Below are 21984 nucleotides of genomic sequence, written 5' to 3' on the forward strand. Positions count from 1 at the left end.
CACGGAACGGATGGAGTGCGGTGTGACGCGTCGGACACTGGTGCTGGGCGGCGCGCGTTCGGGCAAGTCCGCGCACGCCGAAGGGCTGCTCGCGGAGGACGTCGTGACCTACGTCGCCACCGCGCGCCGCTACCCCGACGACGCCGACTGGGAGCTGCGCATCGCCCAGCACGTCGCCCGCCGCCCCGCCACCTGGACGACGGTGGAGGCGCCCGCGCCGAGCGACCTGATCGCCCTGCTCACCGCCACCAGCGAGGCCGACCCGCCGATCCTGGTGGACGACGTGGCGACCTGGCTCAACGGCGTGCTGGACGACGCGGGGGCCTGGGAGGGCCACGGCATGGCCCAGGTCGAGGCGGAGTGCGCGGCACTGGTCCGGGCGGTGGCGAACACCCGCGCCCGGTTGGTCCTCGTCTCGGCGGAGGTCGGCCTGGGCGTCGTGCCCGGCACCCACTCTGGCAGGCTCTTCCGCGATCACCTCGGCTCGCTCAACGCGCGGCTGGCCGAGGTCTGCGACGAGGTGCTGCTGGTCGTCGCCGGAATCCCACTGCGACTGCGCGAACCCGGAGGTAGTCGGTGACCATCGAGTTCCCGTCCGTCGAGCCGCCGAGCGAGCACGCGCGCACCGAGGCGCTGGCCCGGCAGGCCGTGCTCACCAAGCCGGTCGGCTCGCTCGGCAGGCTCGAAGACCTCGGCGCGTGGGTGGCCGCCTGCCAGGGCGAGTGCCCGCCCCGCCCCTTCACCCGTCCCCGCGTGGTCGTCTTCGCGGGCGACCACGGCGTCGCCCAGCACGGCGTCTCCGCCTACCCGCCCGAGGTCACCGGCCAGATGGTGGCGAACTTCCTGGCGGGCGGCGCCGCGGTGAACGTGCTGGCCAACGTCGCCGGCGCCACCGTCCGCGTGGTCGACCTGGCCGTCGACTCCGAGACCGCCGTCGGCGACTTCAAGGTCCGCCGCGGCTCCGGCTCCATCGACCGCGAGGACGCTCTGACCGTCGAGGAGGCCGAGCGGGCCGTCGAGGTGGGCCGCAAGCTCGTGGACGACGAGGTCGACGGCGGCGCGGACCTCCTCATCGCCGGCGACATGGGCATCGGCAACACCACCCCGGCCGCCGTCCTCATCGCCGCCCTCACGGGTTCCGAACCGGTCGCCGTCGTCGGCCGGGGCACCGGCATCGACGACCAGGGCTGGATGCGCAAGACCGCCGCCATCCGCGACGCCCTGCGCCGCGCCCGCCCGGTCATCAACGACCCGGTGGCGCTCCTGGCCGCCTCCTCGGGCGCGGACATCGCCGCCATGGCGGGCTTCCTGGCCCAGGCCGCCGTCCGCAAGACCCCGGTCATCCTGGACGGCGTCGTGGTCGGCGCGGCGGCCGTCGTCGCCGAAGAACTGGCCCCCGGCGCCCGCGATTGGTGGGTCGCGGGCCACCGCTCCGCCGAGCCCGCCCACACCCTGGCCCTGGGCCACCTGAGCCTCGACCCGCTGCTGGAGTTCGACATGCGCCTGGGCGAGGGCTCCGGCGCCGTGGCCGCGCTCCCCCTGGTCGTGATGGCCACCCGCATCCTGGCCGAGATGGCGACCTTCGACAGCGCGGGCATCTCCGGACCCGCCTGATGCGCCTGGCGCTCTCCTGGCTCACCGTCCTGCCCGTCCGCGTCGGCTCGAACGAAGTCGACGCGCGGGCAGCACAACGGGCCATCGCCTTCTCCCCCTTCGTCGGCCTCCTCCTGGGCGCGGCGGTCGTCGCGCTCCTCCAACTCCCCCTGCCCGACCTCGTCGCCGGCTTCCTGACCGTCGGCTTCCTCGCCCTGGCCACCCGCGGCATGCACCTGGACGGCCTGGCCGACACCGCCGACGGCCTCGGCTGCTACGGCCCACCGGAACGCGCCCTCGCCGTCATGAAGGACGGCGGCGCGGGCCCTTTCGCCGTCGTGGCCCTGATCGTCATCCTGGGCGCCGAAGCCGCCGCCTTCCCCACGGTCCACTGGGGAGCGGCCGTCCTGGCCCTGACCGCCGGCCGCGCCGCCTTCATCCTCTGCTGCCGACGAGGCATCCCCGCCGCCCGCCCCAACGGCCTCGGCGCCCTCGTCGCCGGAACCCAACCACCGTGGATCGCCGCCCTCTGGTGGACCGCCCTCGCCACCGCCGGCTACTTCATCCACCCCTGGCAAGGCCCACTGTCGATCGCCCTGGCCGCCGCCCTGACGATCCTGCTGATCCGCCACACCCGCGAACGCTTCGGCGGAATCACCGGCGACGTCCTCGGCGCAGCCTGCGAAACGGCAACCATCACCGTCCTCGCCATCAACGCACTCTAAGAAATCACAAAGGCTCGATGTGACATGGGTTCGGGTACTTTAGGCTGGAGTGCCCGTAAGGGCCCATGTCACATCGAGCCGGGCCGCACCACCGAGCCGAAATGAAACCGCACTCAGTTGATCTTCGCCATCCACCCGTGCGGGTCCTCGACCAATCCCTGCTGGATACCCGTCAGGTGGTTCCGCAACTTCATCGTCACCTCACCGGTCCGCCCGCCGGAAACCGAGAACTCCCCATCCGCGTGCTTCACGTGCCCGACCGGCGTGATCACCGCCGCCGTCCCGCACGCGAACACCTCGGTCAGCTCCCCGGACTCGGCCTTCTTCTCCCACTCCTCGGTGGAAATCCGCCGCTCCTCCACCGCGTACCCGAAATCGGCCGCCAGCCGCAGCAGCGAGTCACGCGTGATCCCGGGCAGCAGCGCCCCGGACAGCTCCGGCGTCACGACCCGCGCGTCGTCACCGGACCCGAGGACGAAGAACAGGTTCATCCCGCCCATCTCCTCGACCCACCGGCGCTCCACCGCGTCCAGCCACACGACCTGGTCGCAGCCCTGCTCGGCGGCCTGCGCCTGCGCCACCAGCGACGCCGCGTAGTTGCCCGCGAACTTCGCCGCGCCGGTACCACCGGGGGCCGCGCGCACGTACTCGGTCGACAACCACACCGTCACCGGCTTCAACCCACCCGCGAAGTACGACCCGGCGGGCGAGGCGATGAGCACGTACAGGTACTCCTTCGCCGGCCGCACGCCCAGCCCCTTCTCCGTGGAGAACAGGTACGGCCGCAGGTACAGCGACTCCTCGGGGATGGCGGGCACCCACCGCTCGTCGACGGCCAGCAGCTCCCGGATCGACTCCAGGAACAGCTCGTCGGGCAGCTCGGGCATCGCCAACCGGCGCGCCGACGCGCGGAAGCGCTCGGCGTTCGCCTCGGGGCGGAAGGACGCGATCGAACCGTCGGGCTGGCGGTATGCCTTGAGCCCTTCGAAGATCGCCTGGCCGTAGTGCAGCACCATGGCCGCCGGGTCGAGCTCCAGCGAGTGGTAGGGCTCGACGACAGCGTCGTGCCAGCCCTGCTCCTGGTTCCAGCGGATCGTCACCATGTGGTCGGTGAAGTGCTGCCCGAAGCCCGGCTTGGCAAGTACCTCCGCAACGCGCTCCGGGGTCGCCGGCTGCGGGTTGGGGGTCCGGGTGAAAGGCAACGCGGTCGTCATGGCAGCACGATAGCCGCCGGTGGGACGTCAGAAAATCGCCGTCCCGACGCTCGGACATCCAACCATCCAAAAGAGGCGAAAACCCTTCGCGAACGGCGGGCGTGACGCCATCGTGCAGCCGGTCGTGCAGCCACCGTGCAGCCCGGCTCCACAGCCCGGCCGAACCTCACCCCACCGGCTGCCGCACCCGCCCCAGCCCGAGCAACCCGGTGCCCACCGCGATCCCCACCCCGGTGATCGCCAACGCCCCGGCGGGCGCGCTCATCGCCAGCAGCACCGACAGCCCGAGCCCCAGGCACGCCGTGCGCATCGGCCACGTCCGATCCTCTTGCAGCAGCACCCGCGCCGACGCGTTCGTGAAGCCGTAGTAGAACGCCGTCCCGCACGCGCCGACCGCCAACGTCGTCGACGGCGGCAGCGCCACCACCGCGCCCACCGCCAGCGCCGCGCTCACCACCTCCAGCGGCCACCCGGCCCGGATCGGCGGCAGGTCACCGGTCTCGGCCAACCCGACCAGGGTCCGCCGCGCCGACCCCAGCACGAAGAACAGCGACGACACCGCCGCCACCCCCGCGCCGACCGCGAGCACGGGCAGCAGCCACGCCCCGTCGGCCACGACCAGCGCGTCCCGCAACGGCGCGGGCGACAACGCCAGCCGCGCCGACCCGAGCTGCCGCAGCAGCGCCGCGCCGACCCCGATGCACACCAGCAGCACCACACCGATCACCACCGGCACGGCCATGTGCAGCACCCGCGACGAGAACACCCGGTCACCGCCGCGCGGCGCGGTCACCCGCTCGAACCCCACGAACGCCGCGAACAGCACCAGCGACGCGGCCATGAGCCCGTCGAAACCGGGCCCGCCCCCGCCGTCCACCGCCGGGTTCTCCGGCGGCGCCACGGAGAAGCACACCAGCACCACCAGCGCGAGCACCCCGAGCACCACACCCGCCGCGGCCACGCTCAGCCCGGCGCTCCACCGCACCCCGGCCGCGCCCAGCGCCGCCGTCACCACGATCAGCCCCACGGCCGCCGCCACCCGGTGGTCGGGCACGACGTACGCGCCGAACATCCCTGCCAGCGCCGCCGCCATCCCCGCTCTGCCCACCAAATGCGCGCTCGCGCCGATGCGCGCGGGCCACGGCCCGAGTTGATTGCGGATGTAGGCGTACCCGCCGGGGGCGTCCGGGTACGCGCGGTGTTGGTCCGCGGTGGAGAAGGCGCAGCACAACGCCGTCACCGCGGCTAAGACGAGACCGGGGAGGAACCAGGGGCCCGCCACGGCCGCGGCGGGGGCGAAACCGGTGAACACACCGGCCCCCAGCGTCGCGCCGAGGGCGAGCGCCACTGCTCCGACACGGGGCGTGATTGTCACCGGTACACAGTCTCAGATCAACCGGGTGACTGCTAACGCCCGGCCGGTCGACCCCCGTTCGTGTTAATTGTTACTCATTGCGATCGAAGGTGCGGCGGCCATCTGTGTGAACGGGACCTTTAGCATTCGTCACCATCACCCCCATCCCGCCGCACGACCAGGAAGCGCCGGGAGGACCCCGTCAAGGAGCCGCAGTGACCGCGCCGAAGCTGGCCATCACCGACAGTGACCCGAGCAGCACCACCGCCGACGCCGTTGTGGTGGGCACAGTCCAGGGACCGGACGGCCTCGCGCTCGCCGCCGGCTCCGAAGCGGTGAACGCCGCGTTCGACGGCGCGCTGCTGGACGTGCTCGACGCCGTCGGCGCGAGCGGCAAGGCCGAGGAGGTCGTCACCGTGCCCGCGCTGGGCAAGCTCAGCGCGCGCGTCGTGCTCGCCGTGGGCCTCGGCAAGCCCGCCGACGACGGCTCGGTCACCGAGGAGCAGGTGCGCCGCGCGTCCGGCGCCGCCGCCCGCGCCCTCTCCGGCCGCAAGCGCGCCGTCACCACGCTGAGCAGCCTGCACCTCGGCCCCGCCGTCGAGGGCACGCTGCTGGGCGCGTACTCGTTCACCGCCTACAAGTCGAACAAGGGCGACGGCCCGGTCGCGCGCGTCGACCTCGTCGCGCCGGCGGAGGGCAACATCCGGGCGCACCGCGCGACCCTCAAGGCGTCCACCGCGATCGCCGAGGCCGTCACCGCGACCCGCGACCTGGTCAACACCCCGCCGAACGACCTGTTCCCCGCCTCCTTCGCGGACCGGGCCGCCGCGCTGGCCAAGGCCGAGGGCCTCGAGGTCGAGATCCTGGACGAGAAGGCGCTGCGCAAGCAGGGCTTCGGCGGCATCCTCGGCGTCGGCGGCGGCTCCAGCCGTCCCCCGCGCCTGGTGCGCATCACCTACCGCGGCCCGAAGGCGGGCAAGAAGGTCGCGCTGGTCGGCAAGGGCATCACGTTCGACACCGGCGGCATCTCGATCAAGCCGGCCGCGGGCATGGACGAGATGACCTCGGACATGGGCGGCGCGGCGGCCGTGATCGCCACCGTCGTGCTGGCCGCGAAGCTGAAGTACCCGCTCGAGGTGACCGCGTGGGCCCCGATGGCGGAGAACATGCCGTCGGGCACCGCCTACCGGCCCGGCGACGTGCTGACCATGTACGGCGGCAAGACCGTCGAGGTGCTCAACACCGACGCCGAGGGCCGGCTGATCCTGTCCGACGCGATCGTGCGCGCCTGCGAGGACGCCCCGGACTACCTGATCGAGACGTCCACGCTGACCGGCGCGCAGGTCGTGTCGCTGGGCAAGCGCACGGCCGGCGTGATGGGCACCGAGGAGTTCCGCGACCGCGTGGCCGCCATCGGGCGCGCGGTGGGCGAGCAGGCGTGGGCCATGCCGCTGCCGGACGAGCTGCGCGGCGACCTCGACTCGAAGGTGGCCGACATCGCGAACGTGGCCGGGCACCGGTTCGGCGGCATGCTCGCCGCGGGCGTGTTCCTGCGCGAGTTCGTGGCCGAGGGCGTGACGTGGGCGCACATCGACGTGGCCGGGCCGTCGTTCCACACCGGCGGGCCGTACGGGTACACCACCAAGGGCGGCACCGGCGTGCCGGTGCGCACCCTGGCGGCGGTGCTGGCCGACATCGCGGCGAACGGCTGACCCGCGACCTACGGACCCGCGAGGTTCAGTTCGCCACGCTGATCGCTTGACGGACGGTTCCCGGGTCGGCCAGGCAGCGCACCACCAGCGCCGCCAGGTCGGCCCGGGACACCCGCATGCCCCCGCGCACGTTGGCGCCCACCGCCGTGCGGTACGCGTCCGTGCGCGGACCGTCCGTCAGCTGCGGCGGGCGGACAATCGTCCACTCCAGACCGCTCGCGCGCACGACGTCCTCCATCCGCGCCATGTCACCCCACGGGTGCCTGAGCACCCGGCGCAGGACCGGCTTGACCAGGTACCGCGTGAACGGGCCGTCGCCGTCGGTCACCATGCCGCTGTTGCTGACCACGACGAGCCGGCGCGCGCCGTGCGCCTTCATCGCCAGGACGACCGACCTGGTGCTGTCGGTCTGCACCGACGTCGGTTTCAGCGCCGCCCGCGACCCGATCGCCGAGACGACGGCGTCCGCGCCGGCCACGTGCGGGCCGATCGAGTCGGGGTCCATCACGTCGGCCACCGTGTCGCGGCCGTTGCGCGTGCGCACGATCGCGGTGACGTCGTGCCCCGCCTCCCGGGCCAGCTCGACGATCTTCGAGCCGGTGCCCCCGCTCGCTCCCAGAACCGTGATGCGCATGGGTCCGCCCTTCCGTTAGTGAGTACTCACTAACCACTAGGGTAGCCCCATGACCACACGCGACCGCATGCTCGACGCGGCGGCCCACGTCATGCGCACCAAAGGGCTCGCGCGGGCGACCACGAAGGAGATCGCCAAGGCGGCGGGATTCTCGGAAGCGGCGCTGTACAAGCACTTCGCGGACAAGACCGAGCTGTTCCTGTCCGTGCTCCGGGAACGCGCGCCGAGCGACCTGACGGGGCTGCTGGCGGGGTTGGAGGCCGGGCGCGGCGACGTGCGGGAGACGTTGGTCGACATCGCGCGCGCCGCGATCGCGTTCTACGTCGAGACGTTCCCGATCGCCGCGTCGATCTTCTCCGAGCCGGCGTTGCTGGCGGCGCACCGGGAGGCGCTGAAGGCGCACGGGGTGGGTCCGGCGACCGTGCCGGAGACGCTGGCGCGGTACCTGGAGGCGGAGCGGGCGCTGGGGCGGTTGCCGGCGGGGGTCGAGCCGGCGTCGGCGGCGGACCTGCTCCTGGGCGCGTGCCACTACCAGGCGTTCCTGGGGTTCTTCTCGGATCGGCCGGGAGATCCGGAAGCGCTGGTCAGGACGTTGTGGGACGGAATCGGGCAAGACTGACGCGGGCGGGCTGCCGCGAAGGCGGGCGACGCGGGGCGGGGTTCGCGCCCGTGGTCAAGCTCCGCGCGGCACGCCCGTCAGGCGCCCTGGTTCTTGCGGCGCGAGTACTCCCGCATCCGCTTCGGGTAGCCGACGATGCCCGCGTCGTAGATCGGGATCTCCAGCTTCTTGGCGAGCTTCTTCGCGCCCTCGGTGCCGTCGATCCGGCGGCGCGTCCACTCGCCGTCGTGCGCGACGAGCACGATCGTGGTGTCCGTCACGGTCGTCTTCGGCTCGACGTACGCCTCCACGCCCCGGCGCGCGGCAGCCCACTGCTCCAGGTGGCCGGTGTCCGTGGACGTGGCCGATCGGAGCACGCCGGGCCGCTGCTTCCTGCGAAAACGGTCGAACAGCCCCACCGGGCCACCTCCTGCAAGGACCTCTGCCGACCATGGTGCCGGCGCACGTGTGAAGGTGGGGGCAAATCGCCCCAAGACCGACACCGCGTCGCGGCCGTTCGCGCGGTAGTGACAAGATGGCAACTACACGCGCGCACCCGCGCGGAGTAAGGCATCAAGCTCTCCAGGGAGAATCCGTGACCGACACCTCCGCCGACCTTGTGATCCTCGGTGGCGGCTCGGGCGGCTACGCCTGCGCGTTCCGCGCGGCCGAGCTCGGCCTGTCCGTCATCCTGGTCGAGAAGGACAAGCTGGGGGGCACGTGCCTGCACCGCGGCTGCATCCCCACCAAGGCGCTGCTGCACGCGGCGGAGGTCGCGGACAACGCGCGCGAGGGTGACCAGTTCGGCGTGAAGTCCTCGCTGGAGGGCATCGACATCGCGGGCGTCAACTCGTACAAGGACGGCGTGGTCAGCCGCCTCTACAAGGGACTCCAGGGCCTGGTCAAGGCCAACAAGGTGACCCTGGTCGAGGGCGCGGGCACGTTCGTCGGCCCGAACACCGTCGAGGTGGACGGGCAGCGCTACACCGGCAAGAACGTGGTCCTGGCGACCGGCTCGTACGCGCGCAGCCTGCCCGGCCTGGAGATCGGCGGCCGGGTCATCACCAGCGACCAGGCGCTGAACCTGGACTTCATCCCGGAGAAGGTCGTCGTGCTCGGCGGCGGCGTGATCGGCGTCGAGTTCGCCAGCGTGTGGTCCTCCTTCGGCGCGGACGTGACCATCGTGGAGGCGCTGCCCCGCCTGGTCCCGGCCGAGGACGAGTACGCGTCCAAGCAGCTGGAGCGCGCCTTCCGCCGCCGCGGCATCAAGTTCAAGACCGGCGTGAAGTTCACCGGCGCGACGCAGACCGAGTCGGGCGTGTCGGTCACGCTCGAGTCCGGCGACGTGCTGGACGCCGACCTGCTGCTGGTCGCCGTCGGCCGCGGGCCCAACACGGCGGGCCACGGCTACGAGGAGGCCGGCGTGAAGATGGAGCGCGGCTTCGTCATCACCGACGAGCGGCTGCGCACCAGCGTGCCCGGCGTGTACGCGGTCGGCGACATCGTGCCCGGCCTCCAGCTCGCGCACCGCGGCTTCCAGCAGGGCATCTTCGTCGCCGAGGACATCGCCGGGCAGAACCCCAAGGTCATCGACGAGGCGGGCATCCCGCGCGTCACCTACTGCAAGCCCGAGGTCGCGTCGGTGGGTCTGACCGAGGCCGCGGCCAAGGAGAAGTACGGTTCCGCGGAGACGTTCGTCTACGACCTCGCGGGCAACGGCAAGAGCCAGATCCTGAAGACCGCCGGCGGTGTCAAGCTCGTGAAGGCGCCCGACGGCCCGGTGGTCGGTGTCACCATGGTCGGCGAGCGGGTCGGCGAGCTGATCGGTGAAGCCCAGCTCATCTACAGCTGGGAGGCTTACCCCGAGGACGTGGCTCCGCTGATCCACGCCCACCCGACCCAGACAGAAGCCCTCGGCGAGGCTTTCCTCGCCTTGGCCGGCAAGCCGCTGCACGTGCACGGCTGACCGTCGCACCCCAGTCAGCCGATCCCCGACCCACGCACGAGGAGTCAGCGAACGATGGCCTTCTCCGTCCAAATGCCCGCACTCGGCGAGAGCGTCACCGAGGGCACGGTCACCCGCTGGTTGAAGCAGGAGGGTGACCGCGTCGAGGTCGACGAGCCCTTGCTGGAGGTGTCCACCGACAAGGTCGACACCGAGATCCCGTCGCCCGCGGCGGGCGTGCTCCAGAAGATCGTCGCCCAGGAGGACGAGACCGTCGAGGTCGGCGCTGAGCTCGCCGTCATCGGTGACGGTTCGGACTCCGGGGCGTCGTCCGACTCGTCCGACTCGACCGCCGGTGAGGCTGCCGCGCCGGCCGAGGAGGCGCAGCCGGAGCCGCAGTCCGAGCCCGAGCCGCAGTCGGCTCCCGAGCCCCGGGCGGAGGCCGCGCCGGCGCAGTCCGGCGGGTCGGCCGAGGGCACCCCGGTGACCATGCCCGCGCTGGGCGAGAGCGTCACCGAGGGCACCGTGACCCGGTGGCTCAAGGCCGTCGGCGACTCGGTCGAGGTCGACGAACCGCTGCTGGAGGTGTCCACCGACAAGGTCGACACCGAGATCCCGTCGCCGGTGGCGGGCACGCTGCTGGAGATCACCGCCGGTGAGGACGAGACCGTCGAGGTCGGCGGTCGGCTCGCGGTGATCGGGTCGGGTTCGCCCGCGCCGGCGGCGCAGGAAGCGCCGAAGCCGGAGCCCAAGCAGGAAGCCCCGAAGCAGGAGGCTCCCGCGCCGAAGCAGGAAGCCCCCCAGCAGGAGGCTCCCCAGCAGGAAGCCCCCCAGCAGGAGGCTCCCGCGCCGAAGCAGGAAGCGCCGAAGTCCGAGCCGAAGCAGGAGGCGGAGGAGTCCGCCAACGGCGCGCCCTACGTGACGCCCCTGGTGCGCAAGCTCGCCTCGGAGAACGGCATCGACCTGGCCACGCTCAAGGGCACGGGTGTCGGCGGCCGGATCCGCAAGCAGGACGTGCTCGCGGCGGTCGAGGCCAAGAAGGCCCCGAAGCAGGAGGCCCCCAAGCCGGCGGCGTCCGCCCCCGCCCAGCGGGTCGCGTCGGCTCCGGCCGACACCAGCGGCAAGCGCGGCACGGTGCAGAAGCTGCCCCGGCTGCGGCAGATCGTCGCCCAGCGCACGCGTGAGTCGCTCCAGGTCTCGGCGCAGCTCACGCAGGTGTTCGAAGTGGACGTCACCAAGATCGCCCGGCTGCGGAACAAGGCCAAGGCCGCGTTCGAGCAGCGCGAGGGCACGAAGCTGACGTTCCTGCCCTTCTTCGCCAAGGCGGCGGTCGAGGCGCTCAAGCAGCACCCGGTGCTGAACGCGTCGATCGACGAGGAGAAGAAGGAGGTCGTGTACCACGGTGCCGAGCACCTGGGTATCGCGATCGACACCGAGCGGGGTCTGCTCAACGCGGTGATCGCGAACGCGGGCGACCTGAACCTGGCCGGGCTGTCGCACAAGATCGGCGACCTGGCGGCGCGGGCGCGGGCCAACAAGCTCACGCCCGACGAGCTGACCGGTGGCACGTTCTCGCTGACCAACCTGGGCAGCAACGGCGCGCTGTTCGACACGCCGATCATCCAGCAGCCGCAGGTCGGCATCCTGGGTGTGGGCGTGGTGAAGAAGCGGCCCGTGGTGATCACGGACGAGAACGGTGACGACACCATCGCCATCCGCTCCATGGCGTACCTCGCGCTGACGTACGACCACCGGCTGGTGGACGGCGCGGACGCCGGTCGGTTCCTCACGACGGTGAAGAACCGGTTGGAAGAGGGGTCGTTCGAGGCTGACCTCGGGCTCTGATTTTCGGATTGACCGGAAGCCGCTCCCCTGGTGGGGGGCGGCTTTTGGTTTGCGGAAGAGATAAAAGACAAAGATTGAAAAAGTCCTCGCGGGACGGGCAGATCAGCAGGATGCCCCCACTGCCCTTCAATGTTCCGGTTGGGTCGGGGTCCGGGTTTCGCGGGTGACGGGGTGTGAGGTGGCGGGGGTGACACGACTGCCGCTGTGCAACCGGCGCCCTGCTGCGAGACGATCAACGCATGCGGGTTGTCATCGCGGGATCGTCGGGGTTGATCGGCACCAGTGTGGTTGCCGCGTTGCGCGGTGGGGGGCACGAGGTCCTGCGGTTGGTTCGGCGGCGGCCCTCGGGGCCGGATGAGCGTGGGTGGGATCCGCCGGCCGGGCGGATCGACGGTGGGGCGTTGGACGGGGTCGACGCGGTGGTCAACCTCTGCGGGGCGGGGGTGGCGGACAAGCGGTGGAGTGACGCGCGCAAGCAGGTGTTGTTGGACAGTCGCACGGTGCCCACGGAGGTGTTGGCTGCGGCGGTGGTGGAGCACGGGGTGCCGGCGCTGGTGAACTCCAGTGCGGTCGGGTACTACGGCGACACCGGGGACGAGGTGGTCGACGAGTCCAGTCCGTCGGGGACGGGGTTCCTGGCGGGGTTGTGCCGTCAGTGGGAGGCGGCCACGGCGGCGGCCGAGGGGCACGCCCGGGTGGTGACGATGCGCACGGGGCTCGTCATCAGTCCTTCGGGTGGGTTGTTCGGGAAGATCAGGCCGTTGTTCACGCTCTTCCTGGGTGGGCGGTTGGGTGATGGGCGGCAGTACATGCCGTGGATTTCGTTGGACGACGTGACGGCGGCTATTCGGTTCCTGGTGGAGAATGACGTGTCCGGGCCGGTGAATGTGACGGCGCCCGGTCCGGTGACGAATGCGGAGTTCACCAGGACGGTCGGTCACGCGTTGCACCGGCCCACGCCGTGGGTGGCGCCGGCGTTCGCGTTGAAGGCCGTGCTGGGCGAGATGGCCGAGGAGGGGTTGTTGGCCGGTCAGCGGGCGGTGCCGCGGGTGTTGGAGCAGCGGGGGTTCCAGTTCCTGCACCCGGCGCTCGGGGCGGCCGTCGCGGCGGCCGTCGAGAGGTGATCGGGGCGCTGGTCGGCGTCGTGCTGGCGCTGGCCTCCGTGGTGTTGGGGCTCACGGTCCGGCACGCGCCTCCCGCGGTGGACGAGGGGCTGCGGCAGAAGGCGGTGGGGCTGGGGCCCGGGTTGGTGGACGTGTCGGCGGTGGTGAGCTTCGTGCTCAGCCCGGGGTTGGCGACGATCGCGTTGGCCTCGTTGGCGTTGCGGGCGTTCCTGGCGAAGGACCCGTTGTTGGCGCGGTGCGCGGTGCTGCTGGCGGTGTGCTGGTCGACGGTGTTCGCCCGGTACTGGTACCAGCGGGTCCGGCCGATCGAGTTCCCGAAGTGGGCGTACCCGAGCGGGCACGTCACGGCGGTGACGTCGGTGGTGTTCACGGGGGTGGTGCTGTGCGCGTGGTTGGCCCGTCGGTGGTTGAGGGTCGCGGTGGTGTTGGCGTGCACGGCGGTGGTGCTGACGGCGGCCAGTCGGGTCGTGCTGGAGATGCACTGGTTCACCGACACGGTCGGCGCGGTGTTGGCGGTGGTGGGGGTGGGGATGGTCGTCTCCCGCGCCCTTCGGCTGGTGCCCGTGGGCGTAGTGTCGAGACGTGAGCAGTCCTGACCTTTCCTGCCGCACCTCGACGGATCCGATCGAGGTGCGCGAGCTGGGCACCATCGACTACCTGGCCGCGTGGGACCTGCAGCGGGAGCTCGCCGAGGCGCGCGCGAACGGCGCGATCGGCGACACGCTGCTGCTGCTGGAGCACCCGCCCGTCTACACGTGCGGTCGGCGCACCGAGGCCGAGGAGCGGCCCCGGGGTGGTGACGTGCCGGTCATCGACGTGGACCGGGGCGGGAAGATCACCTGGCACGGGCCGGGGCAGTTGGTCGGGTACCCGATCGTGGGGCTGGCCGAGCCGTTGGACGTGGTGCAGTACGTGCGGCGGTTGGAGCAGGCGTTGATCCACGTGTGCGACCAGCTGGGCGTGCGCACGGGTCGGGTCGAGGGGCGCAGCGGCGTGTGGATCCCGGCCGACGACCGGGGTGGCGAGCGCAAGGTCGCGGCGATCGGGATCCGGGTGCAGCGGGGCGTCACGATGCACGGGTTCGAGATCAACTGCGATGCGGACCTGGCGGCGTTCGGCGACATCATCCCGTGCGGGATCAGGGACGCGGGGGTGGCGTCGTTGTCGCACGAGCTCGGGCGGGACGTGACGGTGGCCGAGGTGCTGCCGCTGGCCCGTCGGGCGGTGGTGGACGCGTTGAACGGCGACCTGCCGCTGACCGATCGGACGATCGTGCGGGAGCAGCCGGTGGCGGCCGGGGTGACGTTCGCGGTCCAGGCGGGCTGACGGGTCTACCCTCTGGTGTTCCGGAATTACGGACAACTGGAGGGAGATCGTCGTGCTCCTGACTCGACGGCACCTGTTCCGAGCGTGCGGGGTGGCCGGTGTCGCGACGGTGCTGCCCGGCGTCGCGTCCGAGAGCTGGTTGGACTGGGTGCGGGCGAACCGGCGGCACGTGGCCGTGGTGCTCGACGGGCGCGGCGGGCGGGTCGTGCACCGGCCGCACGAGCGGCAGCCGTTGGCGGCGGTGCGGATGCTGTCCCACCTGGCCGCGTACGGAGAGGGTGGCGTCGCGGCGGACGAGCGGGTGCGCGTCGCGGAGTGGGAGCAGTACCACCTGGGGCTCGACGGCGGCGCGCACCAGGCGGCGTTGCGGGCGTTGGGGCTCGCGTCCACGAACGGGGTGGTGGCGGACGAGCCGCAGCGGTTCGTGACGGTGGGCGACCTGGTGTCGGTGATGGTGCGGCACGGGGACTTCGCGGCCGGGGACTGGCTGGGGCGGCGGTTGGGTGTGGGGGTTCCCGCGTTCTCGGCCGAGGTGCTGCGGTTGGTGCTCGGGCGGGCGGTGGAGGTCGAGCGGTACCTGGGCGACCCGCGGTTGCAGCTCGAGGCGCTCGGGCGGTTCCCCGACGTGACGCATGAGGGTCGTCGTTCGTGGGCGCGGGGGACGTGGGCGGGCACGGCGGCGGAGGTGGAGCGGACGTGCCGGAAGGCGCTCGACGGTGTGGTGGTCGGGGTGCTGCCGGGGGTCGTGGCGGTCGGTTTGAAGGTGCCGGAGGGCAGTGCGGCGGTGCTGGTCCGGGAGGTCGACGAGGGGTGGCAGGCGCGGGCCGGGGAGTTGGCCGAGCTGGTGCGCACGGCCCTGGTGGAGCCCGCTGCGCTGCGGGGATTCCAGGTGAGCCTCTCGTAGGATGACCGCGGTGGACCTGGTGCAGCGACTTGCCGAGCTGGAACAGCGCGTGGCCGCGTTGGAGGGCGACGAGCGGGACGCACTCGCGGGTGCCGAGCTGGGCCGGGGGCAGGTCGCGGCGGGGGACGGCCGGGTGTCGTGGCGGGTGGACGTGACGCCGGAGCACGTGCTGTCGTTGCCGGACCGGCCCCGGATCGAGGTGCTGTCCGCGTTGGCGCACCCGGTGCGGGTGGAGATCGTGCGGACGCTCCTGGCGCGGGGCGGGCAGCCCGCGACGGCGTTGCAGGAGGCGGCCCGGCTGGGGTCGACCGGCCAGCTGTACCACCACTTGAAGGCGTTGACGGCGTCCGGCGTGGTGGAGCAGGACAAGCGCGGGAGCTACCGGTTGCGGCAGGCCGCGACCGTGCCCGTGCTCGTCCTGCTCACCGCCGCGTCGGACGTCGCCGGTCAGCTGCGCAGCTGAGGCGCGACGGTCTCCGCGATGAGCTCCACGTGGTCGAGGTCGGCGAGGTCGAGGACCTGGAGGTAGGCGCGGCCGATGCCGGTCTCGTCGCGCCACGAGCCGAGCTTGTCCACCACCTCGTCGGGCGTGCCGGCCAGGCCGTTCCGGCGCAGCTCGGCCACCTCGCGGCCGATGGCGGCGGCCCGGCGGGCGACCTCGGCGTCGTCACGGCCCACGCACACCACGAGGGCCGCGGAGCGGGTGATCTCCTTCGGGTCGCGGCCGATCTCGGCGCACGCGGCGTCCACGCGGGCCAGCACCTCGGTGGCGGTGCCGACGGACTGGAACGGGAGGTTGAACTCGTCGGCGAACCTGGCGGCCAGCGCGGGCGTGCGCTTGCGGCCCGTGCCGCCGATCAGCACCGGGATGCGTCGCGCGGGCTTGGGGAGCGCCGGCGAGTCGGCGAGGGTGTAGTGCTTGCCGGAAAAGTCGTAGGTCTGGCCGACCGGCGTGTTCCACAGGCCGGTGATGATCTCCAGCTGCTCCTCGTACCGCTCGAAGCGCTCGCCGGTGGCGGGGAACGGCAGGCCGTAGGCGGTGTGCTCGGCCTCGAACCAGCCCGCGCCGAAGCCGAACTCGACCCGGCCACCGGACATCTGGTCCACCTGCGCCACCGAGATGGCCAGCGGGCCGGGGTGGCGGAACGTCGCGGCGGTCATCAGCGTGCCGAGGCGGATCGTGCTCGTGTCGCGGGCGAGGCCGGCGAGCGTGATCCAGGCGTCGGTCGGGCCGGGCAGGCCGTCGCCGTCACCCATCTTGAGGTAGTGGTCGGAGCGGAAGAACGCGCCGTAGCCCGCGGCCTCGGCGGTGCGCGCCACCGCCAGCAGGTCGTCGTAGGAGGCCCCTTGCTGGGGCTCGGTGAAGATGCGGAGTTCCACTCGCTTGACGCTAGTCCGACGGGTGGGCCCGTCGCGATCCGAGCGCCTTCACCGGCGGCGGGACCGCGAGCGCTTGTCCTCGACGGGAGGCGGGACGTCGGTCCGGACCCGGAGACCTTCCACCACCCGGACGATGGTGCGCTCGACCTCGGCGCTGGCCTTGCGGGGGTCGGACGCGCCGGCGATCGTGCTCGCGCCCGCGGACAGCGCGCCGAACAGCAGGCGGCTCATGGTCTCGACCGGCAGCTGCTCCAGCTCGCCGGATGTGACCAAGACCTCGATCGTGGAGCGCAGCAGGCCGTAGCTGAAGTGCTCCTCGGCCTCGCGCCAGCGCTCCCAGCCCATCACCACCGGGGCCTCGTGGATCACGATCCGCTGGTAGGCGGGCTCCAGGCAGACCCGCACGTAGGCGCGCAGGCCCGCGATGGCGGTCTCCCACGGGTCACCGGGCGCGCTGACGATCTCGCCGAGCTTCTCGATGAACTTCGTCTCGACCGAGTCGAAGGCCGCCTCGAACAGCGCCTGCTTGCCGCTGAAGTGGTGGTAGAGCGCGCCCTTGGTCAGCCGCGCCCGCTTGGCCACCTCGTCCAGCGAAGTGCCTGCGTAACCGCGTTTGGTGAACAACTCCACGGCACTGTCCACGAGGGCCTGCCTCGTCGACTCCGAGTAGTCCAACCGCCTCGACCGCACTGTCACCACGTTCACAACCGTACGACATACCGACGGTACGTACTCGTGGTATGTTCGCCTCATCGGCCATACCGCCGGTATGCGAAAGACCTGGGGTATGACGCCGGTCACCACGAGAGGAGGGCGTGATCATGAGTTGGTCCGACTTCTACCGACGGCGCGACGCTCTGGACGCCGTGCTCCGCGCCGCGGCGGGGGATCCCGCGGCACCCCTGAAGTTCGACCGCGACCTGTTCGCCACCGAGGACGAGCTGCTCCTGGCCCTGCACTACCGCTGGATGCAGCAGCTCACCGGGCGGCTCGGCGCGGCCCTGGAGGACAGCGACGACGACCGGGTCGAGACCGTCGCCCGCACGTGGCGCGGCCTGGCCGCCGAGCAGCCCGTGCTGCGCGCCGTGCTCGACGCGCACCTGACGTCCACCGAGGCGGTCGAGCGCGAGCAGCGCATGCTGGCCCTCACCTCGGGCCTCGCGGAGCTGTCCGAGCCGGCCGCGGAGATCGCCCGGGTCGGCGCGGCGTTCACGAACCTGGTCCGCACGCGGCCCGGTGTCGTGGCGGGCAGGCACCGCAGGCTCGCCAAGAGCGCCTGACCGCCTGGTAGGTATTGACCCATGCCGAAGTGGAACGCCCGGAAGTGGGACACCGCGGACATCCCGGACCAGAGCGGGCGCACCGCGCTGGTCACCGGGGCCAACTCGGGCCTCGGCCTGCGCACCGCAGAGGTGCTGGCGGGCAAGGGCGCGCACGTCCTGCTGGCCTGCCGGTCCCCCGAACGCGGGCAGCGCGCGCTGGAGCGCGTGCTCGCGACGGGTGGCAAGGCCGAGCTGGTGCCGCTGGACCTGGCCGACCTGGCGTCGATCCGCGCCGCCGCCTCGCAGGTGCGCGAGCGCACCGGTGACGCGCTGGACGTGCTGGTCAACAACGCGGGCGTGATGGCGGTGCCGCTGGGGCGCACCGCCGACGGCTTCGAGCGCCAGTTCGGCACCAACCACCTCGGCCACGCCGCGCTGACGTGGCTGCTGATGCCCGCGCTGCGCACGCGGCCGGGCGCGCGCGTGGTCACCGTGTCCAGCCTGGCCCACGCCGCGGGCCGGCTCGACCTGGCCGACCCGAACTACGAGGTGCGCCGGTACACGTCGTGGGGCGCGTACGGGCAGTCCAAGCTGGCGAACCTGCTGTTCGCCCGGGAGCTGGACCGCCGCACGCGGGCCGCCGGCCTGGACGTGACGTCCGTCGCCGCGCACCCCGGCATCACCGCCACCGAGCTGAGCGCCAACATGGCGCGGGCGCGGCGCAACCCGCTGCTGGGGCTCGGCACCAAGATCAGCGACTTCTTCTCCCAGTCGGTCGAGGTCGGGGCGTTGCCGCAGCTCTACGCGGCGACGTCGCCGGACGTCGAGCCGGGTGGCTACTACGGCCCGGACGGGTTCCGCGAGACGCGCGGCCACCCGGCCCGCGCGGGGTCCACCACGGCGGCCCGCGACGAGCTCGCGGCCAGCCGGTTGTGGGACTTGACGGCCAAGCTCACGGGCGTCGCGCCCGACCCCTCGTGACGTAGGGTTGAGGTCGTGACCGTCGTACCTGAAGGTCGGAAGCTGCTGCGGCTGGAAGTCCGCAACAGCCAAACGCCCATCGAGAAGAAGCCCTCGTGGATCAAGACCAAGGCGAAGATGGGCCCCGAGTACCGGGAGCTCAAGGGCCTGGTCAAACGCGAGGGCCTGCACACGGTGTGCGAAGAGGCCGGTTGCCCCAACATCTACGAGTGCTGGGAAGACCGGGAGGCCACCTTCCTGATCGGTGGCGAGCAGTGCACCCGTCGCTGCGACTTCTGCCAGATCGACACCGGCAAGCCCGCCGACCTCGACCGCGATGAACCGCGTCGGGTGGCGGAGTCGGTGCAGGCCATGGGTCTGCGCTACTCGACCGTGACCGGCGTGGCGCGTGACGACCTGGAGGACGGCGGGGCGTGGCTGTACGCCGAGACCGTCCGCCAGATCCACGCGATGAACCCCGGCACCGGCGTCGAGCTGCTGATCCCGGACTTCAACGCGGTGCCCGAGCAGCTGGCCGAGGTGTTCTCGTCCCGGCCCGAGGTGCTGGCGCACAACCTGGAGACCGTGCCGCGCATCTTCAAGCGCATCCGGCCGGCGTTCCGCTACGAGCGGTCGCTGGAGGTCATCACCGCCGCCCGCGAGGCCGGGCTGGTGACCAAGTCCAACCTGATCCTGGGCATGGGCGAGACCCCGGACGAGGTCGCCGAGGCGTTGAGCGACCTGCACGACGCGGGCTGCGAGATCATCACCATCACGCAGTACCTGCGGCCCTCGCCCCGGCACCACCCGGTGGAGCGGTGGGTCAAGCCGGAGGAGTTCGTGACGCACAAGGAGACCGCCGAGCAGATCGGCTTCTCCGGTGTCATGGCCGGCCCGCTGGTCCGCTCGTCCTACCGCGCCGGCCGGCTGTACGCGCAGGCCGTGCAGAAGCGCGGCGACGTGCTGCCGGAGAACCTGCACCACCTGCTGGAAGCCGGCAGCGCGGCGCAGGAGATCACCTCACTGTTGTCGGCCCGCTGACCACCACGCCGTCCAGCGCCCGGACGTAGTCGGAGCCGAAGGCGCTGGACGGCGTGTGCGCGCCGGGGCTCGTGCCGGCCAGGCGCTGGACCGCCTCGACCACCGAGTCGGCGGTCAGGTCGTAGGCGTTCGGGCCGGAGAGCGCGGCCCGGACCCGGTGCCCTTCGCCGTCCCAGACCTCGCCGAAGACCTCGCAGCGGGTCCTGGCCCTCGTGGCCTCGCTCGGGCCGCCGATGCGCTTGGCCAGCGCCCGGCCGAGCCGTTGCGCGGCCTGCGTGCGCAGCAGCGGCGCGGTGAGCGGCTGGAGCTTGCCCAGCACGCCCGGGATCGTGGTGAACGTGGTGACGTTCGGGATGCCGGTGGACCGGTAGGCCGTGCTCACGTCGCCCCACGGGATGGCCCCGACCTCCCTGGGGCGGTCGCGGAACTGGGCCGTGCGCCGGCGGTGGCCGAGCGGGACGTTGCGGATCACGCCGTCCACGCGGGCCCGTCCCCCGCCGCCCGAGCCCTCGACGGCGGTCATCGCGGTGCCCGTGCTGGCGCCGCCCTGGACCACGAACGCGAGGTCCAGGTGCGTGGCCGTCGGCAGGGCGTCGTGCAGCAGGGCGGCGAGGCAGTCGGTGGGCACGACGTCGAACCCGGCGCCGGGCAGCAGCACCACACCGGCCCGCTTCGCGTCCTCGTCCCGCCGGCTCACGGCCTCGAAGACGTCGATCTCGCCCGTGATGTCGACGTAGTGCGTCTTGGAGGCGAGGCAGGCGTCCACCATCGGCCCCGAGGTCGAGGAGAACGGCCCGGCGCAGTGCGCGACCGCGTCCACGTCGGCCAGCTCCCGCGCCGCCCGGTCGAGGCCGAAGACCCGGTGCTCCAGGCCCAGCCGCTCGGCCAGGGGTCGCACCTTCGCCGCGTCCCGCCCGGCGAGCACCGGCCGCAGCCCGCGCCGCACCGCCAGTTCCGCGACGAGCGTGCCGGTGTACCCGTAAGCGCCGTAGACCATCCACCTCATGGGGTAGAAGCTACTCGCAGGTAGCTACGGGGACGACTTGCGGCGCACCACCATCGTCCCGGCCACGCCCACCAGGCCCACCACGATGACCGGCGCGGCCCACGCCAACCGCTCCCTCCGCAGCCGGCCGCAGATCTCGACGAACGCCGAGCCCTCGGCCTCGACCACCACGGCGTCGTACCCCATGCCCACGCTGTTCCCGCACGCGACCGGGACGCCCGACGGCGAGTCCGCGGACAGGGGCAGCAGCATGATCAGCAACCCGGCCAGGAAGAACGCGGCACCCACCACCGCGATGACCGTCCTGGGCGACATGCGAGGAAGTTACGCTTTCGCCACGCCCCGGGGTAGGGGGATGCCACATAGGGGGATCCGGTTAGCAGCCCCTAATGGACCATCCGGCCCACTGGGGCGAGCGGACGGCCCCGTGCGCCGAACGGTCCGGCCGCCTTTCGCCCCGACCTGTCGACTCATTCGCGTGACCGCGACAGCTTCAGCAACTCTTCAGGAAACGATCACGTTCAAAAAACGATAATCACCTCATCGAGTGACTTGCTTTTCCGCAGTGCCACCCAATACGCCCAACTCCGCCTCGCCGGGGTGGTCTTCGCACCTCATCGCCCCCGCCCGAGCCCCACCGCCGCTGAGCTCACCCCACTTGCCGCTCGCCGACAGACCCGCCCGTTCCACTCGTCCGTGGGCCACGGTGAATACATCGCGCCGAACTCTTCCTCGCCGTTCCGCCGCGCACGAAAAGGAGTTCCGACCGCCGTGAACACCGTCGAAGACGACACCCTGCTGACCGTTCTGGAACGTCGCCTGGCCGCCGCGCTGGGCGGCAGCACCCGGTTCGGCCGACTGACCCTTCGCTGGCCCGCCGCCGCCGCGCCACGAGCCGGCGACACGGTCGCGTTCCGCAGCAACGACGTCGGCGGCTACGGCCCCGTCCCCCTGGACCCGGCCCTGGACGTCACCGCCCTCACCGCCCGCTTCGCCCGCATCCCCGAGTTCGCCCGGACCGACGAGCTGAAGCAGTCCCGCCTGATCCCCTGCGCCGACCCCGACCGCGAACAACTGCTCACCGCCCCGATCCCGATGGACCGCTGGGTCGCCTTCGACACCACCGTCGCGGGCCGCTCCTACCGGCTGCGCGAGGGCCGCTGGCACGAGCTGCGCGAGGGTCGCGAGCACGCCGCCTGACCGCGCCACGGCTCGTGCTTGATGGTCTTCACGGTCAGGTGCGAGGCGACGCGACCGATGCCGGGCGCGTCCTCGATCCGGTCGGTGGCGGCGTAGCCGGGCGACCGTGGCATCGCAAGCAGGGGCGGGGTCGGACCGACCCGGTCGGCGAGTTCACTGTT

General features: G+C 72.1%; 24 protein-coding genes. 16 read left to right on the top strand and 8 right to left on the bottom strand.

All coding sequences use genetic code 11. From position 1 onward, the window contains the following. The first annotated feature begins 22 nt into the window (after nucleotides 1-22). Genes cobU through ACIQMJ_RS24220 form a run of 3 tightly spaced genes read left to right on the top strand, consistent with a single transcriptional unit; the run spans nucleotide 23 to nucleotide 2318 of the window. Nucleotides 23-580, top strand: a complete 558-nt coding sequence (gene cobU / locus ACIQMJ_RS24210) for a bifunctional adenosylcobinamide kinase/adenosylcobinamide-phosphate guanylyltransferase (protein ID WP_499763276.1) — start codon at nucleotides 23-25, stop codon at nucleotides 578-580. Further along, nucleotides 577-1614: a nicotinate-nucleotide--dimethylbenzimidazole phosphoribosyltransferase gene (cobT, locus tag ACIQMJ_RS24215; RefSeq protein WP_499763277.1), complete on the top strand. Its 1038-nt coding sequence runs from the start codon at nucleotides 577-579 to the stop codon at nucleotides 1612-1614. Before cobU ends, cobT begins: the two co-directional genes overlap by 4 nt. Further along, nucleotides 1614-2318 (top strand): adenosylcobinamide-GDP ribazoletransferase, encoded by a 705-nt coding sequence (locus ACIQMJ_RS24220; RefSeq protein ID WP_499763278.1) that lies wholly within the window; start codon nucleotides 1614-1616, stop codon nucleotides 2316-2318. Before cobT ends, ACIQMJ_RS24220 begins: the two co-directional genes overlap by 1 nt. Before the next feature lie 113 nt (nucleotides 2319-2431). Here the strand turns inward: ACIQMJ_RS24220 and ACIQMJ_RS24225 are convergent, their stop codons facing one another. After that, nucleotides 2432-3532 (bottom strand): branched-chain amino acid aminotransferase, encoded by a 1101-nt coding sequence (locus ACIQMJ_RS24225; protein ID WP_499763279.1) that lies wholly within the window; start codon nucleotides 3530-3532, stop codon nucleotides 2432-2434. Between the two features lie 166 nt (nucleotides 3533-3698). Further along, nucleotides 3699-4907 (bottom strand): APC family permease, encoded by a 1209-nt coding sequence (locus ACIQMJ_RS24230; protein ID WP_499763280.1) that lies wholly within the window; start codon nucleotides 4905-4907, stop codon nucleotides 3699-3701. A gap of 194 nt (nucleotides 4908-5101) precedes the next feature. On the opposite strand from ACIQMJ_RS24230, the gene ACIQMJ_RS24235 reads away from it, so the two are divergent. Then, the gene (locus tag ACIQMJ_RS24235) at nucleotides 5102-6598 is read left to right on the top strand and encodes a leucyl aminopeptidase (RefSeq protein WP_499763281.1); all 1497 of its coding nucleotides are present in this window, start codon (nucleotides 5102-5104) and stop codon (nucleotides 6596-6598) included. 25 nt (nucleotides 6599-6623) lie between these two features. Here the strand turns inward: ACIQMJ_RS24235 and ACIQMJ_RS24240 are convergent, their stop codons facing one another. After that, nucleotides 6624-7232: an NAD(P)-dependent oxidoreductase gene (locus ACIQMJ_RS24240; RefSeq protein WP_499763282.1), complete on the bottom strand. Its 609-nt coding sequence runs from the start codon at nucleotides 7230-7232 to the stop codon at nucleotides 6624-6626. A 49-nt stretch (nucleotides 7233-7281) separates the two neighbouring features. On the opposite strand from ACIQMJ_RS24240, the gene ACIQMJ_RS24245 reads away from it, so the two are divergent. Next, on the top strand, nucleotides 7282-7851 hold the full coding sequence (locus tag ACIQMJ_RS24245; protein ID WP_499763283.1) for a TetR/AcrR family transcriptional regulator: 570 nt from the start codon (nucleotides 7282-7284) through the stop codon (nucleotides 7849-7851). A gap of 77 nt (nucleotides 7852-7928) precedes the next feature. Here the strand turns inward: ACIQMJ_RS24245 and ACIQMJ_RS24250 are convergent, their stop codons facing one another. Further along, nucleotides 7929-8249, bottom strand: a complete 321-nt coding sequence (locus tag ACIQMJ_RS24250) for an oxidoreductase (RefSeq protein ID WP_387488583.1) — start codon at nucleotides 8247-8249, stop codon at nucleotides 7929-7931. A 176-nt stretch (nucleotides 8250-8425) separates the two neighbouring features. Here ACIQMJ_RS24250 and lpdA point away from each other — a divergent pair, with 176 nt between their 5' ends. The 7 genes from lpdA to ACIQMJ_RS24285 all read left to right on the top strand — a co-directional run bounded on the left by lpdA (nucleotide 8426) and on the right by ACIQMJ_RS24285 (nucleotide 15437). Next, nucleotides 8426-9796, top strand: a complete 1371-nt coding sequence (lpdA, locus tag ACIQMJ_RS24255) for a dihydrolipoyl dehydrogenase (protein ID WP_499763284.1) — start codon at nucleotides 8426-8428, stop codon at nucleotides 9794-9796. A 54-nt stretch (nucleotides 9797-9850) separates the two neighbouring features. Continuing rightward, nucleotides 9851-11620: a 2-oxoglutarate dehydrogenase, E2 component, dihydrolipoamide succinyltransferase gene (gene sucB, locus ACIQMJ_RS24260; RefSeq protein WP_499763285.1), complete on the top strand. Its 1770-nt coding sequence runs from the start codon at nucleotides 9851-9853 to the stop codon at nucleotides 11618-11620. A gap of 239 nt (nucleotides 11621-11859) precedes the next feature. After that, complete coding sequence (locus ACIQMJ_RS24265; protein ID WP_499763286.1) at nucleotides 11860-12744, top strand: TIGR01777 family oxidoreductase; 885 nt, start codon at nucleotides 11860-11862, stop codon at nucleotides 12742-12744. Further along, nucleotides 12741-13340 carry a phosphatase PAP2 family protein gene (locus tag ACIQMJ_RS24270; protein WP_499763287.1) on the top strand — a complete coding sequence of 200 codons (600 nt, stop codon included), beginning with the start codon at nucleotides 12741-12743 and terminating at the stop codon, nucleotides 13338-13340. The genes ACIQMJ_RS24265 and ACIQMJ_RS24270 overlap by 4 nt, the downstream gene beginning before the upstream one ends. After that, on the top strand, nucleotides 13327-14070 hold the full coding sequence (gene lipB, locus ACIQMJ_RS24275) for a lipoyl(octanoyl) transferase LipB (RefSeq protein WP_499763288.1): 744 nt from the start codon (nucleotides 13327-13329) through the stop codon (nucleotides 14068-14070). Before ACIQMJ_RS24270 ends, lipB begins: the two co-directional genes overlap by 14 nt. A 52-nt stretch (nucleotides 14071-14122) precedes the next feature. Continuing rightward, nucleotides 14123-14974, top strand: a complete 852-nt coding sequence (locus ACIQMJ_RS24280; RefSeq protein ID WP_499763289.1) for a hypothetical protein — start codon at nucleotides 14123-14125, stop codon at nucleotides 14972-14974. Nucleotide 14975: 1 nt separating this feature from the next. After that, nucleotides 14976-15437 carry an ArsR/SmtB family transcription factor gene (locus ACIQMJ_RS24285; RefSeq protein ID WP_499763290.1) on the top strand — a complete coding sequence of 154 codons (462 nt, stop codon included), beginning with the start codon at nucleotides 14976-14978 and terminating at the stop codon, nucleotides 15435-15437. Here the strand turns inward: ACIQMJ_RS24285 and ACIQMJ_RS24290 are convergent. Both ACIQMJ_RS24290 and ACIQMJ_RS24295 read right to left on the bottom strand, forming a co-directional pair. Further along, entirely contained in the window at nucleotides 15422-16354 is a 933-nt protein-coding gene (locus ACIQMJ_RS24290) for an LLM class F420-dependent oxidoreductase (protein ID WP_499763291.1), read from the bottom strand. The two genes, ACIQMJ_RS24285 and ACIQMJ_RS24290, sit on opposite strands and share 16 nt — an antisense overlap. Nucleotides 16355-16402: 48 nt before the next feature. Then, entirely contained in the window at nucleotides 16403-17044 is a 642-nt protein-coding gene (locus ACIQMJ_RS24295) for a TetR/AcrR family transcriptional regulator (protein WP_170232416.1), read from the bottom strand. A gap of 131 nt (nucleotides 17045-17175) precedes the next feature. On the opposite strand from ACIQMJ_RS24295, the gene ACIQMJ_RS24300 reads away from it, so the two are divergent. The 3 genes from ACIQMJ_RS24300 to lipA are packed head-to-tail and all read left to right on the top strand — an operon-like array spanning nucleotide 17176 to nucleotide 19617. Beyond that, nucleotides 17176-17634 carry a hypothetical protein gene (locus tag ACIQMJ_RS24300; RefSeq protein WP_499763292.1) on the top strand — a complete coding sequence of 153 codons (459 nt, stop codon included), beginning with the start codon at nucleotides 17176-17178 and terminating at the stop codon, nucleotides 17632-17634. Between the two features lie 21 nt (nucleotides 17635-17655). Further along, nucleotides 17656-18597 (top strand): oxidoreductase, encoded by a 942-nt coding sequence (locus ACIQMJ_RS24305; protein ID WP_499763293.1) that lies wholly within the window; start codon nucleotides 17656-17658, stop codon nucleotides 18595-18597. Between the two features lie 15 nt (nucleotides 18598-18612). Beyond that, entirely contained in the window at nucleotides 18613-19617 is a 1005-nt protein-coding gene (gene lipA, locus ACIQMJ_RS24310; RefSeq protein ID WP_499763294.1) for a lipoyl synthase, read from the top strand. On the opposite strand, the gene ACIQMJ_RS24315 is transcribed toward lipA, so the two are convergent. After that, complete coding sequence (locus tag ACIQMJ_RS24315; RefSeq protein WP_499763295.1) at nucleotides 19592-20623, bottom strand: saccharopine dehydrogenase family protein; 1032 nt, start codon at nucleotides 20621-20623, stop codon at nucleotides 19592-19594. The genes lipA and ACIQMJ_RS24315 overlap by 26 nt on opposite strands. Nucleotides 20624-20647: 24 nt before the next feature. After that, nucleotides 20648-20938: a hypothetical protein gene (locus ACIQMJ_RS24320; RefSeq protein WP_499763296.1), complete on the bottom strand. Its 291-nt coding sequence runs from the start codon at nucleotides 20936-20938 to the stop codon at nucleotides 20648-20650. A gap of 456 nt (nucleotides 20939-21394) precedes the next feature. On the opposite strand from ACIQMJ_RS24320, the gene ACIQMJ_RS24325 reads away from it, so the two are divergent. Beyond that, nucleotides 21395-21823 carry a TIGR04141 family sporadically distributed protein gene (locus ACIQMJ_RS24325; protein WP_499763297.1) on the top strand — a complete coding sequence of 143 codons (429 nt, stop codon included), beginning with the start codon at nucleotides 21395-21397 and terminating at the stop codon, nucleotides 21821-21823. The last annotated feature ends 161 nt before the right edge of the window (nucleotides 21824-21984 follow it).

Origin of the sequence: Actinosynnema sp. NPDC091369, assembly GCF_044757065.1 — a bacterium.
Classification (GTDB): domain Bacteria; phylum Actinomycetota; class Actinomycetes; order Mycobacteriales; family Pseudonocardiaceae; genus Actinosynnema.